Below are 13,815 nucleotides of genomic sequence, written 5' to 3' on the forward strand. Positions count from 1 at the left end.
CGGCATGGCGCTGCTCGCGGTGGCGACCTTCCTCCAGCTCGATCCGGCGACCGATCGCCGGATGCTGCTGACCGTGCTGTGCGCGGTGTGGGCGATCCGTCTGGGGGGGTATCTGTTCTGGCGCTGGCGCGATCATGGGCCGGACCGCCGCTATGTCCGCATGATGGAAAAGGCTGAACAGAAGCGCGGCTGGGGCTATGCGCGCGCGTCGTTCTGGCTGGTGTTCGTCACCCAGGCGCCGCTCCAGTTCATCGTCGCGCTGCCGGTGATGCTCGGCCAGATCTCGACCGATCCGGTCGCGCTGGGGCCGCTCGCCTATGCCGGCGCCGCGCTGGCGGTGTTCGGCATCGTGTTCGAAAGCATCGGCGACTGGCAGCTCACCCGCTTCCGCAAGAATCCGCTCAACGAAGGGCAGGTGCTGCGTACCGGGCTGTGGCGCTACACCCGCCATCCCAACTACTTCGGCGATGCCTGCGTGTGGTGGGGGCTGTACCTGATCGGCGCGGAGACCACGATCGGCCTGTTCGCGATCCCCGGCCCGATCCTGCTGACGTGGACGCTGATGAAATGGTCGGGTGCGCCGACGCTCGAATTCCGGATGCGCAAGACCAAGCCCGCCTATGCCGACTATATCGAGCGCACCTCGGGCTTCGTGCCGTGGCCGCCGAAGCGCGCGTGACCGGGCCGACAGGGAGAGTGACATGCAGCTGACCCCGCAGTCGCGGATCGACGATTTCACCGCCCGCGGGTGGTGGGGCGACCTGACGCTCGACCACTGGCTCCAGCGCAACCGGCGTGAGGTGCCCGATCGGGTGGCGCTGGTCGATCCGCTGAACCGGGATGCGCTCGACGGCCACGCCCCGCGCCGCTTCACCTGGTCCGCGCTGGGGGAAGAGGTCGATCGAGTCGCGGCGGCGCTGCTCGCGCAGGGGCTGCGCAAGGACGACATCCTCACCTATCAGCTGCCCAACATCAGCGAGACGGTGGTGCTGGCGCTGGCGTGCTCGCGGATCGGGCTGATCATCTCGCCGGTGGTCATGCCCTACCGCGCGCATGAGCTTGGCTATGTCGTCGATACGGTGCGGCCAAAGGCGATCGTCACCGTCGCGCGCTTCGCCGGGCACGATCACGCGGCGATGGCGCTCGCCACCGGGGTGGAACGCGTGCTGATCCACGGCGGCGACGCGCCCGCCGGCACGGTCGATTTCGACGCGGCAATCGCCGCTGCCGATCCGGCCGCCGGCGCCGCCTATCACGATGCCCAGCCGACCGGTGCGGGGGAGGTGTTCACGATCTTCTGGACCTCGGGCACCGAAGCGCGGCCAAAGGGCGTGCCGCGCGACCAGAACCACTGGATCGTCAATGCGGAGGTGGTGTCCGAAGCCGCCGACATGCGCGAGGGGGAGGTGCTGCTCAATCCCTTCCCGCTGGTCAACATCGGTTCGTTCGGGCTGGTCACGCCGTGGCTCAAGCATCGTGGCACGCTGGTGCTGCACCACCCGTTCGACCTGAAAGTGTTCCTGGCGCAGATCACCGCCGAGCGAGTCAACTACACGCTCGCGCCGCCGGCGATCCTCAATTCGCTGCTCAAGATGCCCGAACTGCTCAAGGGCAGCGACCTGTCGTCGCTGCGCGCGATCGGCTCCGGCTCGGCGCCGCTCAGCCCGTGGATGATCGAGGGTTTCGCGCGTGAGCACGGGATCGAGGTGTGCAACATGTTCGGATCGAATGAGGGCGCGACGCTGTTCTCCGATGCGCGCCAGGTGCCCGATCACAACGATCGCGCGCGCTATTTCCCGCGCATGGGCGTGGCGGGCATCGATTGGCCGGGCAGCCGCATCGCCGAAATGATCCACACCCGGCTGGTCGACATCGACACCGAGCAGGACATCACCGAACCCGGCAGGCCGGGCGAGCTGCGCTTTCAGGGCGCGTCGACCTTCGACGGCTATTGGGAAAACCCGGAGGTGACCGCCAACGCCTTCGACGCACGGGGTTTCTATCGCTCGGGCGACCTGTTCGAGATCGCGGGGGAGGGGGAGATCCCGCGCTTCTATCGCTTCGTCGGGCGGTGCAAGGACATCATCGTGCGCGGCGGGGTCAACATCTCGCCGGCGGAGATCGACGACCTGCTCGCCGGCCACCCGCAGCTGCGCGAAGCGGCGGTGGTCGGCATCCCCGACGATCGGCTGGGCGAGCGGATGTGCGTCGCGGCGGTGCCGGCGGAGGGCGCCGCGCCCACCCTTCCCGATATCGCCGGCTGGCTCAAGGATCGCGGGCTGGCGGTGTTCAAGCTGCCCGAGGCGATGGTGGTGGTCGACGCGCTGCCGCGCAACGTGATGAACAAGGTGTCGCGCCGCGATCTGCGCGATCAGGTGCTGGCGATGCTTGGATGAGCCTCTATCCGCGCTTCGCCGCGATGATCGCGGCGTGGAACGCCGGCGACATCGACGGCGCGCTCGCCACCATGACCGACGACGTGGTTTGGCACGTCGCCGCCGGCGCCTTCGCCCCGCTTGAGGGCAAGGCGGCGGTGCGCGGTTTCCTTGAGGGGCTGCGCGCCGACATGGCGGCGACCGACTGGCGCATCGTCCATCATGCGGAGGCGGGCGACCGGCTGTTCGTCGAGGGGGTCGACGCCTACACCCGCACCAACGGCGTCGCGGTGGCGATGCCCTATGCCGCGATCGTCGAGTTCGACGGCGGGCTGATCGCGGCGTGGCGCGACTATATCGACACGCGGCGGATGGAGAAACTGCGAGAGGGCGGGCCGGTGCCCGCGCATGTCACCGCGCTGGCGGATCGCTGACCGCGTCGAAACTGGTCGACACCACCGATACCGTCTCGCCGCACTGGTCGCAGATGATCCTGGTCTTGAGCACCGTGCCGCACGGCCGGTGGCGGATGATCTGCGGCGGCCCGGCGTCCCCCGCCAGCCAGCGGTCGCCCCAGCGGATCAGCTCCAGGATCAGCGGGAACAGGTCCAGCCCCTCGGGCGTCAGCACATATTCGAACCGCTCGGGCTTGTCCTGATAGCGCCGCCGCGCCAGCACGCCCAGCTCGACCAGCCGCGACAGCCGTTCGGCCAGGATATTGGGCGCGACGCCCAATACCGCCTGCAGCGCGTTGAACCGGCGGGTGCCGCCGAACGCCGACGCGATGGTCTGGGCCGTCCAGCGATCGCCCAGCACCTCGATCGCGCGCTCCAGCATCTTCTGGTGCGGATCCAGCTCGCCGCGCGCGACGGTGGAACGGCGCTGCGCGCGCGGCTTCTGCGGCGGCTCGAACCCCGCGCCCGGCCCGTCGACGGCAGTGACGTCGCGCGCGACCACCTCGATGTCGCAGGTGGCGCAGTGGAGTTCGGGCATGAACACCTTGCCGCAGCTGTGGCGCAGCCGGTGGACGATCACGTCGGGGTCATAGAACCACCGCTTTTCCCAGCGGATGATCATCAGCGCCGAACCGAACAGGTCGATCCCCATCGGCGTCAGCACATATTCGTCGCGCGGCGGGCGATCCTGATACCGCTCGCGCCGCACCACGCCGGCCTTTTCCATCCGGCGCAGACGGTCGGTCAACAGGCTGCGCGCCAGTCCGATCCGCGACTGGAAATCCTCGAACCGCCGCACGCTGGTAAAGGCGAGGTGGAGGATCATCAGCGTCCAGCGATCGCCGACGATGTCGAGCGCGCGTCGCGCCGAATTCGACGCGAGCTGGTGCCCGCCCGTTTCCGCAACCCCCTCATGCGCTGCGGATTTTTCGTCGACTCCCGATTCCGTCATCCACTCGACCTGTAATGACTATCGACGCAAAGGAAAGCGCGGCGGTGGGTGGGGCCGCCGATCGCGGAATCGTCGCGCGCGATGCGGGTCATCGTCGGGCGCGATGCGGGTCGCGCCGGGGCGTCCCGGCCCGCGCGGGCGATTGCCCTTGTCCCCGTTGTCCCATATCGCGCGGCGGATGACCGGCCATTCCGTCTTTCGTTCGTCGTTCGGTTCCATCGGCGCGCGGCTGGGCTTTCCGTTGCGGCAGGTCGATGTCGCGTGGCTGCGCACCCTGTCCGACCAGCTTCGCCCGCTCGGCGTGTCGCCGGGACGCACCGCCGCGCTGTTCTTCATCGAAAACAACCCCGGCTGCTCCCAGGCGCGGCTGGGCGAGGCGCTGCGCATCAACCGGCCGAGCACCGCGCGCGCGGTCGATGAACTGGTCGCGCTCGGCGCGGTCGAACGGCGCAAGGCGTCGCCAAAGGCGCGCGACAATGCGCTGTTCCTGACCGACCATGGGCGCACGCTCCACACCCGCATCGACGCGCTCGCCGAGGCGCACGAAGCGGCGTTCTTCGCGCCGTTGAGCGCGTCGGAGCGTGAACGGCTGCGAACGCTGCTGCTGAAGCTGCTATAGTCTCCGCTCAGACCAGCCGCCATTCGACGGCGCCGATCGTCGCCTTGTGGCCGCGCGTCGCCGGGTCGATCGCGGTCAGGTCGATTGCGATCAGCCCGCGCCGGCCGCTCGCCGGGACGAACCGGATCGTCTTGTCGACAAGGCGAACGCGGGCGCCGTCGACCGGCGACTGGAACAGCCGCCCGACCTGCGCGGCGATCTCCGCCGGTGGCGCTTCGACCGCGACATCGGCGCCGACGATCCCGGATGCGGTGCCGCTCCTGGGATAGTCTCGCCCGACCGGATCACCCCACCACCCGTTGGGCAGCGAATAGCGATAGGTCTCCAGATGGGTACCGAACCGCGCCGGCTCGAACTGGATCAAGTCCTGTCCGCGGAACAGCATGTCGCGGGTCAGCCGCAACTTCTCCGCCGCCGCCCGCGCGCGAAACGCATCGGCGTCGAACGTCTGAAACACGATCATGTAGCCGCCACCGCCGCCGTTTTCCGCGAACCAATGGTTCAGGCGATGGTCGGGCTTCACCGGCTGGACCAACTCGACCATGGTCGAACCGATCATCATCATCTCGTTCCGAAAGCCCAGGATCGCGCCCATGTCGTTCCGAAAGCCCGGCGCGATCTTCAGAAACGCCTGCAACGTGCCCGACAGCGTGTCGAGGTCGGGGGTGGCGAGCACGACGTGCCGCATCAGGTGCGGCTTGATCGCGTCCTGCATCATCATGCTCCTCAAACGAACCGGAACTGGACGCCGCCGATGCGCGCCCAGTCGCCCACGCGCGCCTGCTCGCGCGCCTTCAGGTCAAGCGCGACCAGCCCGTGCGCCTTGCCCTCGATCGGTACGAAATTGATCGTGCGATCACCGAAACGGACGCTGTTGCCCGATTGCTCGCCCAGGAACAGCCGCGCCGCCTGCGCCGCGATCGCCGCCGGATCGGCCACCGCGACATCGCCGCCGATCACGTCCGACGCCACGCGCGCGTCGCCATAGGGGCCGTTCAGCGGATCACCCCACCAATTGTCCTCGGGGGCATATTGGTACAGCTCGAAAAACGCGCCGAAATGGCGGTCGTCGAACTGGATCATGTGCTGGCCCTTGAACATCATGTCGCGGCTGGGTTTCAGCCATTCCGCCCCGGCGCGGGCGATCAGCGCGCGGTCGTCATAGGTCTGCGCGACGACCATGTATCCGCCGTCGCCGCCGCGCTCGGCCAGCCATGCGTTCAGGTGATGATCCGGTTTGATCGGCTGAACGATCTCCAGCATCGTCGTCCCGACGCGCATCATCGTGCTGTAGAAGCCATAGGCTTCGGTCACCCCCGGCCCCGGTTTCCGGGGCGTGGGCGGCAGGCCAAGCACCTCATAGATCTGGTCGCAAACGAACGGCATGTCGTGCGTCGCGATCACATAGTGGCGGATGCGGGTCGGGCGTTCGCCCGGCACGGCGGCCATCAGCGGCGTGCCGAGAAAGGCGCCGGTGGCGGCAAGCATTGTACGGCGGTCCATTGGTCGATCTCCCCCATCACAGCCGCGAACGAAGTTCGATGCCCCAGGTGCGCGCCGGCCCGAAGAATGCGGAATAGGCGCCGGTGAATCCGGGCGAATCATAGATGCGCAGCGCATAGCTCTTGTCGAAGGCGTTCTCGACGAAGCCCGAGATGTCGAGCCGGCCGTTGTCGATCGTCGTGCCGACGCGGAATCCGGCGATTCCCCACGCCGGCTGATAGGTGGCGGGGTTGAGGTCGCCTCCATAGATCACCGAACTGCGCCACGAATAATCGCCGCGGACATAGAGTTCGGCGCCACCGCCGATCGGAAAGCCCTGCTGGCCGCGCAGGTTGAACTGCCAGTCGGGATTGTTGCTCAGCTTCCGGCCCGACAGGTTCTGGCCAGTCGCCGGGCAGGTCTTCAGCGCGTTCTGCACGCTGGTGCATGGGGCACCCAGATATTCTTCATAGATCGCGTCGACATAGGCGAGCCCGCCCGACAGGCTGAATCCCTGCCACGGGATCGCGGCGAAGTCGGCCTCGACGCCGCGACTGCGCAGCTTGCCGGCATTGCGCAGGATCTGCGACGAGGTGACGTTGTCGAACGACGACGCCTGGTAGTTCTGGAACTTCGACAGGAACAGCGTGGCGTTCAGCTTCAGCCGGTTCGCGAACCAGCTGGTGCGGGTGCCCAGCTCATACGACAGCACCGTTTCGGGGTTAAGAACCGCGCGCGCTGGGTTGAGGAAGAACACGTTGCCCGTGTTGTTGTCGATCGCCTTGCCCTTGTATCCGCGCGACACCGACAGGTAGACGCTCTGCCGGCCGGTCGGGGCGAAGCGGATGCCGGCGCGGCCGACCCAGTTGGTATCGTCGGTGGAGATCGATCCCTGGAACGTGCCCGGGGTAAAGGCGAAATAATTGCCGCTGCGGTAGTTGTCGACGGCCAGCGTCTCGTGCAGCCCGCGCAATCCGGCGAACACCTCGACCTTGGGCACCACGGTCAATGTGCCGTCGGCGAACACCGCGACGTTCTTCGTTCGTGTCTCGCCGATGCCCTGGGTCGACGACTGGCCCAGGATCGTGCCGGCGCCGCCGGCGGTGATCGTGTTGGTGTCTAGCGTATGCTGGTAATAATAGGCGCCCAGCACCCACCGCAGCGGCCGATTCTCCGGAGAGATCAGCTGCAATTCGCCGCTGAACAGCTTCAGGTCGCGCTGCTGGCGGGGATCGTTGCCAACATTCACGTTGACGCCGTCGACGTCGATCGTGTCCAGCTCCTTCCAGCGTCGATAGCCGGTGATCGCGCGCAGCACATAACCGCCGCCCAGCTCCTGCGCGATGGTCAGCGTTCCCTGAAAGGTCGAGGTATGCTCGTTGAGCGGTCCGTCGGCCAGCGACACGCGATTGTCCGGTCCGGGCACGACCCCGTATTGGGCCAGCGCGGGCAGCAGATAGAGGCGGGTCAGCGCGCCATAGGCACGCGGATCGAGCCCGTAGAACGACGTGCGGCAACAAGCGTTGTCCTGCTCCTCATATTGCAGGATCGCGTCGATCGTCGTGCCGCCGCTGCGATAATCGGTGCGGAACCGCACGCCGGTGCGGTCGCGCTTGTTCTCGTCGTTGTTCTTGACCGGGTTATGGATCTGCCCCTTGCCCTGCGTCAGGACAAATCCCGACAGCCGTGCGCGCCAGTCGTCGGTGATCGGCCCGCTGACCGCGGCTTCGGCGCGCAGTTCCCCAAGACGCCCGGCATAGCGCAAGTCGGCGCTGGTGGTGAACATGTCGGTTGGCGCACGGCTGACGATATTGACCGCGCCGGCGGACGAATTCTTGCCGAACAGCGTTCCCTGCGGCCCGCGCAGCACCTCGATCCGCTCGACGTCGAACAGGTCGACCAGCGCCGAACCGCCCGGACCCGATACGATGCCGTCGACGATGGTCGACACGCTCGGCTCGGTCGCCGATCCGAACGCCGCGCTGCCGACACCGCGCAGGCGCAGGCCGGCGCCCGAGGACGACTGGGCGGGGGAAAAGGACAGCGACGGCGCGATGTTGTACAGGTCCTCGACGCGATTGACGCCGGCGCGGCGAAGCTCGTCTCCGCTGACCACGGCGATCGAGATCGGCACTTCCGCCAGACCCTGCGCGCGTTTTTGCGCGGTGACGACAATGTCTTCCAGCCCGCTCGCCGGTTGCTCCGGCGTGGTGGTGTCCTGCGCCCATGCCGGTGCGCCAACCATGGTTACGACAAGCATCAGCGAGCCGCCGAACGCGTGCAATTTCCGCACTTTCCCCTCCTATTTTTTTCGTCCGTCGTTTTATGAAAGTTGCAGGCGAAGTCAAATTTTTTGTTTGCCATGCGAACATAATTCGCGGTTCCGGCGCTGACCGGGAGGGGAAGGAGCGTGGAATTCCGACACCGGGCCGCGTGGCGCGCTATAATCCGGCGGCACCCGATTCGCGTCCCGCGCGATCGATCCGCGCTACGGGATCCGCGCAACGGAAAACGCCATGTCCACCGCACCCGCCGTCCTGATCTCCGCCGCCGCGATGACGGCGATCGTCGGGGTGCGCTATCTGGTCGCCAGCGGCGCGTTCGCGCTGGCGACCCGCGCGGTGCGGCCGCGCCTCTACGCCGGGCTCGATCGCCAGATCCGGCGAGAGATCGGCTGGAGCCTCGCCTCCGCCGCGATCTACGGCGTGCCCGCCGGGGTGGTCGCCTGGGGGTGGCAGGCGCACGGCTGGACGCGCATCTACACCGATATCGAGGCCTGGCCGCTGTGGTACTGGCCGCTGTCGATCCTGCTCTATCTGATCGCGCATGACGCTTGGTTCTACTGGACCCACCGCTGGATGCACCGGCCGGCGGTGTTTCGCCGGGTCCACGCCGTCCACCACGCCAGCCGCCCGCCGACCGCCTGGGCGGCGATGAGCTTTCACCCGCTGGAGGCGATCACCGGCGCGGTGGTGATCCCCGCGCTGGTGTTCGTCATCCCGATCCATGTCGGGGCGCTGGGCGCGGTGCTCGCGATCATGACGCTGATGGGGGTGACCAATCACATGGGGTGGGAATTGTTTCCGCGCGCGATGTGGTCGGGTCCGCTCGGCGCGTGGCTGATCACCGCCAGCCACCACCAGCGTCATCATCAGGCCTATAACGGCAATTTCGGCCTCTATTTCCGCGTGTGGGACCGGTTATGCGGCACCGATCAGGGGCTGGGCGAATTTCCCGCGGACGCGGCCGACGGAGCCAAAGCCCGCCCGCGGCGTTAGGGTCCACGAAATACAGGGATTTCGTGTGATGATCGTTCGCGTTGCTTTCGGCGCCGTTGCGCTGGTTCTTGCCGTGCCTGCCGCTGCTCAGGATACGCCGCCGCCCGCCGCCCCGGCCGACATCGATCTGGCCGGCGACAGCGTCACCCTCGGTGCCGGCATGGTCTACATGCCCGACTATGAAGGGTCCGGCGACTACCGGTTCCAGGCGGCGCCCGGCGCGATCGGCTCGATTTCCGGCATCGGCTTCGTCGTCGCCGGCAACCGCGCCAGCGTCGATCTGGTCCCGAACCGTCCCGGATCGGCCTGGGACTTTCAGCTCGGGCCGATCGCCGCGCTCAACTTCAACCGTACCAGCACGCGCAGCATCGACGATCCGCGCATTCGTGCGCTGGGCAAGGTCGGCACCGCGATCGAGCTGGGCGGCTATGTCGGCATCGGCAAGACCGGGGTGATCACCAGCCCCTATGACAAGCTGTCGCTGTCGGTCAGCTACCGCCACGACGTCGCCGGCGCGCATGATTCGGGCATCATCCAGCCGACGCTCACCTACCTGACCCCGCTCAGCCGCAAGGCGGCAGTCACGGTGTTCGCCTCCGCCGAACACGCCGGGCGCGGCTATGCCGATGCCTATTTCGGCATCACCCCGGCGCAGAGCGTCGCCAGCGGCCTGCCGGTCTACAACGGCCGCTCCGGCTGGAAGAACTGGTCGCTCGGCGGGCTCGGCACCGTCGCGCTGACCGGCGATCTGCTCCACGGCTTCAAGCTGGTCGGCGGCGGGCTCTATCGCGGCATGGTGGGGAGCTACGCCGACTCGCCGGTGGTCCGCATCGCCGGATCGCGCGGCCAGTGGATGGGCGTGGTCGGATTGGCCTATACCTTCTGATCGTTAGCCCCTAAGCTGCGCCCATCCCCGGGGGACCGCACGAGCGGTTGAGAGGTGGCTGACGGCCACGACCCGCTGAACCTGATCCGGTTGACACCGGCGGAGGGAGGGAGCGGCGCTCGATCCGGGAACCGTCCTCGCTCCGACCAACGGAGTGAAGACGCATGGCCGACATCCCCGCCCGCACCGAAATCGGCGTCACCACCGGCCCGATTCGCGGCAGCCGCAAAATCCACGTCGGCCCGCTCGCCGTCGCGATGCGCGCGATCGATCTCGATCCGTCGTCGGGTGAACCGCCGCTCAACGTCTACGACACCTCCGGTCCCTACACCGATCCCGCCGCCAGCATCGACATCATGGCCGGCCTGCCGGCGCGCCGCCGCGACTGGATCGTCGGGCGCGGCGATGTCGAGGCGTATGACGCGCGCGCGATCCGGCCCGAGGACAATGGCCAGCTCGGCCCCGATCGCTCGGGCGGGGTCGATCCCTTTCCCAACGTGGTCCGCCGCCCGCTGCGGGCAAAGCCGGGGATGAACGTCAGCCAGATGCACTATGCCCGGCGCGGCATCATCACGCCCGAGATGGAATATGTCGCCACGCGGGAGAATCTGGGGCGCGCGATGCTGGCCGAATATGTCCGCGACGGCCAGGATTGGGGCGCCGCCATCCCCGACTATGTCACGCCGGAATTCGTGCGGGATGAGGTCGCGCGCGGCCGCGCGATCATCCCCAGCAACATCAACCACCCCGAAAGCGAGCCGATGGCGATCGGCCGCAATTTCCTGGTCAAGATCAACGCCAACATTGGCAATTCCGCCGTCGCCAGCAACGTCGCGGCAGAGGTCGACAAGCTGGTGTGGTCGATCCGCTGGGGCGCCGACACGGTGATGGACCTGTCGACCGGCCGCAACATCCACGACACCCGCGAATGGATCATCCGCAACTCGCCCGTCCCGATCGGCACCGTCCCGATCTATCAGGCGCTGGAAAAGGTCGGCGGCATCGCCGAGGAGCTGACGTGGGAGATCTTCCGCGACACGCTGATCGAACAGGCCGAACAAGGCGTCGACTATTTCACCATCCACGCCGGCGTGCGGCTGCCCTATGTCCCGCTGACGGCGAAGCGCGTCACCGGCATCGTCTCGCGCGGCGGCTCGATCATGGCGAAATGGTGCCTCAGCCACCACAAGGAAAGCTTCCTCTACGAACGCTTCGACGAGATCACCGAGATCATGAAGGCCTATGACATCGCCTACAGCCTCGGCGACGGCCTGCGCCCCGGCAGCATCGCCGACGCCAATGACGAGGCGCAATTCGCCGAACTCTATACGCTCGGCGAGCTGACCAAGCGCGCCTGGGCGCAGGACGTCCAGGTGATGATCGAAGGCCCCGGCCACGTGCCGATGCACAAGATCAAGGAGAATATGGACAAGCAGCTCGAGGCGTGCGGGGAGGCGCCGTTCTACACGCTCGGGCCGCTCACCACCGATATCGCGCCCGGCTATGATCATATCACCAGCGGCATCGGCGCGGCGATGATCGGCTGGTACGGCACGGCGATGCTCTGTTACGTCACGCCCAAGGAACATCTCGGCCTGCCCGACCGCGATGATGTGAAGGTCGGCGTGGTGACGTACAAGCTCGCCGCGCACGCCGCCGATCTCGCCAAGGGCCACCCGGCCGCCAAGCTGCGCGACGACGCCCTCAGCCGCGCCCGTTTCGAGTTCCGCTGGCGCGACCAGTTCAACCTGTCGCTCGATCCCGACACGGCGGAGCAATACCACGACCAGACCCTGCCGGCGGAAGGCGCCAAGACCGCGCACTTCTGCTCGATGTGCGGGCCGAAGTTCTGCTCGATGAAGATCACGCAGGAAGTGCGGGATTTCGCCGCGAAGCAGAATGCGGGGGTGGAAAGCTTCCTCGCCGCCGCTCCGGCAATTCACCCGAAGGCTGTCGAAGCGCCGTCCTCAATCACCGAAGCCGAAGCGGAAGCCGGTATGCGAGAGATGAGCGAACTGTATGAGGCGACCGGGCGCGAACTGTATATGGGTGCTGGCGGGCGGGAGCAGGACTGAATCAGTCGCCCCTCAGCAGTCTTCGGCTAGTTTGTGTTACCAAATTTGCGCGGCATTGGTGTGTCGCGCGGCCAATATCCCCTCTTGCCAATATGCTGGAACTGTTCGGATCTCCAAATATTGGTTCCCAGCACTTTCGATTTGTCGCTGCCATCAATGACATAGCCCTCGGACTCGAGCCGTTGGAGCAGCTCGCTTCGCGTGAGCGGCCTCCCCTCCGCGAGAATGAGGCGCCGCGTCGCGGCCATCATCTCCGCCACATATGCGGACCGCGCACGCCTTGAGCGGCTCCCTTTCCAGAGGTCCAGCTGAGGCAAATCCTGCTCCTTCTCTAAAAGAGAGAGTCGCCGGTATGTATCGATCAATTTATCGAGTGCCTCGGACTCCAAGCGTAACTCGTCCCGCCTTTTCAGTAATTTAGCGAGAAGCTCGCGCAGCGATTCATCTGCCATCGACACCTCCGAGTCACGATTTAGATCAAAATAACACGCTATGCGGCACCCGCGAAGCCAAAAATGGGTTGCACGGACGGTTAAGGGTGCGTATACTTGACTCGCGAAGCCTCATCCTCGAATTCGTAGGTAGGCTTGGCAGAAATGCGAAGGGCGAATCAAAAGGGGGCCACCCCTGCGGATGACCCCCTGGCAAGCTGAGTGACGGTGCACTCGGGCTCACGTGAGACCTGCCTGCTCGCATGCATCGTCGCTTGGGTCAACCTGAAGTCTTGCGATTTCGGGCGGGCGGAGTTGTGCATGAGATGGTTGCGTCAGCAACCGAACATTGCCCGGCCCCAACCTCTCGCATTCGGAATGCTTCATCGATCAAAGACGAACGCGAAAGCGAGGTGATTAAAATGTCGAAGGTTTCAGCATATCACTCGATCAAGCCCGGCACTGGGGTTCATCACAATGATAACAAGTGCACCGAGGGCAATAACATCGAGAGCTACAATCGCCGCAGCGGTACGGGTGGGCATCCGCTCTGCAACCACTGCAAGCTTCTGTAATCTCGAACCTTTGGGGTGTGGTTTCTGCCACACCCCAACCTAATAATGATCCCGACGCTCCGCCACGTTCAACACCTACTGCGCGAACTGCGATGCTAATGGTTGGTCGGCCACGATGACCTCAAACCCGTCGTTCCACATCCATCGCTTTGTGAAGGATGCGCGCTATCACAACGGCGTCATCCTCGATTGTATAGAAAATGCGGTGGCTGCCTACGGCCCGAGAACGCAATCCTGCGCGCAATCCGCTCGCCGGGCCTGACTTTGGATACGTACAAAGCCCCTCCATCGCCGACCAGACGTTACGGACATAGGCTTCGGCCTGCTGCACACCGTGCGCCGCAAGCGTGTAGTCATAGATACCATCCAGGTCGCGCAGCGCCGCCGCGCGCACCGCCAGCTTCATTCGGCCCCGTTGCGGGCCCGCCCGCGCGCAACGATATCCTCGATCGATGTTTCGACGACGGGTGACGCCAGCCCCTCGTCGATTGCCGCCAGCAACGCGCGGCGCTTTTCCTCATATTCCTGATCGCGCCGCATCAGGTCGCGGACATAATCGCTGGTGCTGCTGTAGCGGCCTTCCGCAACGCGGGCCTCCGCCCAGCTTTTGAGACCTTCGGGGAGCGAAACGTTCATCTGTGCCATCGGCGTAATATAGGATTTTGCGCTAATATTGCCAAGACGCCC

14 protein-coding genes and 1 riboswitch are annotated in these 13,815 nt (G+C 66.1%); of the genes, 7 read left to right on the forward strand and 7 right to left on the reverse strand.

All coding sequences use genetic code 11. The features are described from left to right. From VNR91_RS01205 to VNR91_RS01215, 3 genes are all read left to right on the forward strand, one after another. Positions 1-679: DUF1295 domain-containing protein (locus tag VNR91_RS01205; protein WP_325488969.1), on the forward strand; the 679-nt coding region annotated here is incomplete at its 5' end. 22 nt (positions 680-701) lie between these two features. Continuing rightward, on the forward strand, positions 702-2,396 hold the full coding sequence (locus VNR91_RS01210) for a class I adenylate-forming enzyme family protein (RefSeq protein WP_325488970.1): 1,695 nt from the start codon (positions 702-704) through the stop codon (positions 2,394-2,396). After that, complete coding sequence (locus VNR91_RS01215; protein ID WP_325488971.1) at positions 2,393-2,809, forward strand: nuclear transport factor 2 family protein; 417 nt, start codon at positions 2,393-2,395, stop codon at positions 2,807-2,809. The genes VNR91_RS01210 and VNR91_RS01215 overlap by 4 nt, the downstream gene beginning before the upstream one ends. On the opposite strand, the gene VNR91_RS01220 is transcribed toward VNR91_RS01215, so the two are convergent. Continuing rightward, on the reverse strand, positions 2,787-3,782 hold the full coding sequence (locus VNR91_RS01220; protein WP_325488972.1) for a helix-turn-helix domain-containing protein: 996 nt from the start codon (positions 3,780-3,782) through the stop codon (positions 2,787-2,789). The two genes, VNR91_RS01215 and VNR91_RS01220, sit on opposite strands and share 23 nt — an antisense overlap. Positions 3,783-3,960: 178 nt before the next feature. On the opposite strand from VNR91_RS01220, the gene VNR91_RS01225 reads away from it, so the two are divergent. Next, complete coding sequence (locus VNR91_RS01225) at positions 3,961-4,401, forward strand: MarR family winged helix-turn-helix transcriptional regulator (RefSeq protein ID WP_325488973.1); 441 nt, start codon at positions 3,961-3,963, stop codon at positions 4,399-4,401. A 7-nt stretch (positions 4,402-4,408) separates the two neighbouring features. Here the strand turns inward: VNR91_RS01225 and VNR91_RS01230 are convergent, their stop codons facing one another. The 3 genes from VNR91_RS01230 to VNR91_RS01240 are packed head-to-tail and all read right to left on the reverse strand — an operon-like array spanning position 4,409 to position 8,128. Further along, complete coding sequence (locus tag VNR91_RS01230) at positions 4,409-5,116, reverse strand: VOC family protein (RefSeq protein ID WP_325488974.1); 708 nt, start codon at positions 5,114-5,116, stop codon at positions 4,409-4,411. Positions 5,117-5,127: 11 nt separating this feature from the next. Then, complete coding sequence (locus tag VNR91_RS01235; RefSeq protein ID WP_325488975.1) at positions 5,128-5,904, reverse strand: hypothetical protein; 777 nt, start codon at positions 5,902-5,904, stop codon at positions 5,128-5,130. A 16-nt stretch (positions 5,905-5,920) separates the two neighbouring features. Then, complete coding sequence (locus VNR91_RS01240; RefSeq protein ID WP_325488976.1) at positions 5,921-8,128, reverse strand: TonB-dependent receptor; 2,208 nt, start codon at positions 8,126-8,128, stop codon at positions 5,921-5,923. Positions 8,129-8,399: 271 nt separating this feature from the next. Between VNR91_RS01240 and VNR91_RS01245 the strand changes: the two genes are divergently transcribed. The 3 genes from VNR91_RS01245 to thiC all read left to right on the forward strand — a co-directional run bounded on the left by VNR91_RS01245 (position 8,400) and on the right by thiC (position 12,122). Beyond that, positions 8,400-9,161 carry a sterol desaturase family protein gene (locus VNR91_RS01245; RefSeq protein WP_325488977.1) on the forward strand — a complete coding sequence of 254 codons (762 nt, stop codon included), beginning with the start codon at positions 8,400-8,402 and terminating at the stop codon, positions 9,159-9,161. Between the two features lie 28 nt (positions 9,162-9,189). Beyond that, positions 9,190-10,047: a MipA/OmpV family protein gene (locus VNR91_RS01250; protein ID WP_325488978.1), complete on the forward strand. Its 858-nt coding sequence runs from the start codon at positions 9,190-9,192 to the stop codon at positions 10,045-10,047. An 18-nt stretch (positions 10,048-10,065) separates the two neighbouring features. After that, a riboswitch (TPP riboswitch) is annotated at positions 10,066-10,172 on the forward strand. Positions 10,173-10,211: 39 nt separating this feature from the next. Then, positions 10,212-12,122 (forward strand): phosphomethylpyrimidine synthase ThiC, encoded by a 1,911-nt coding sequence (gene thiC, locus VNR91_RS01255; protein WP_325488979.1) that lies wholly within the window; start codon positions 10,212-10,214, stop codon positions 12,120-12,122. A 26-nt stretch (positions 12,123-12,148) separates the two neighbouring features. Here the strand turns inward: thiC and VNR91_RS01260 are convergent, their stop codons facing one another. From VNR91_RS01260 to VNR91_RS01270, 3 genes are all read right to left on the reverse strand, one after another. Beyond that, on the reverse strand, positions 12,149-12,574 hold the full coding sequence (locus VNR91_RS01260) for a hypothetical protein (protein ID WP_325488980.1): 426 nt from the start codon (positions 12,572-12,574) through the stop codon (positions 12,149-12,151). 675 nt (positions 12,575-13,249) lie between these two features. Then, entirely contained in the window at positions 13,250-13,534 is a 285-nt protein-coding gene (locus VNR91_RS01265; RefSeq protein WP_325488981.1) for a type II toxin-antitoxin system RelE/ParE family toxin, read from the reverse strand. After that, positions 13,531-13,764 carry a type II toxin-antitoxin system ParD family antitoxin gene (locus VNR91_RS01270; RefSeq protein ID WP_325488982.1) on the reverse strand — a complete coding sequence of 78 codons (234 nt, stop codon included), beginning with the start codon at positions 13,762-13,764 and terminating at the stop codon, positions 13,531-13,533. Before VNR91_RS01270 ends, VNR91_RS01265 begins: the two co-directional genes overlap by 4 nt. Between the last annotated feature and the right edge of the window lie 51 nt (positions 13,765-13,815).

Source organism: Sphingomonas sp. (assembly GCF_035555815.1).
GTDB lineage: Bacteria > Pseudomonadota > Alphaproteobacteria > Sphingomonadales > Sphingomonadaceae > Sphingomonas.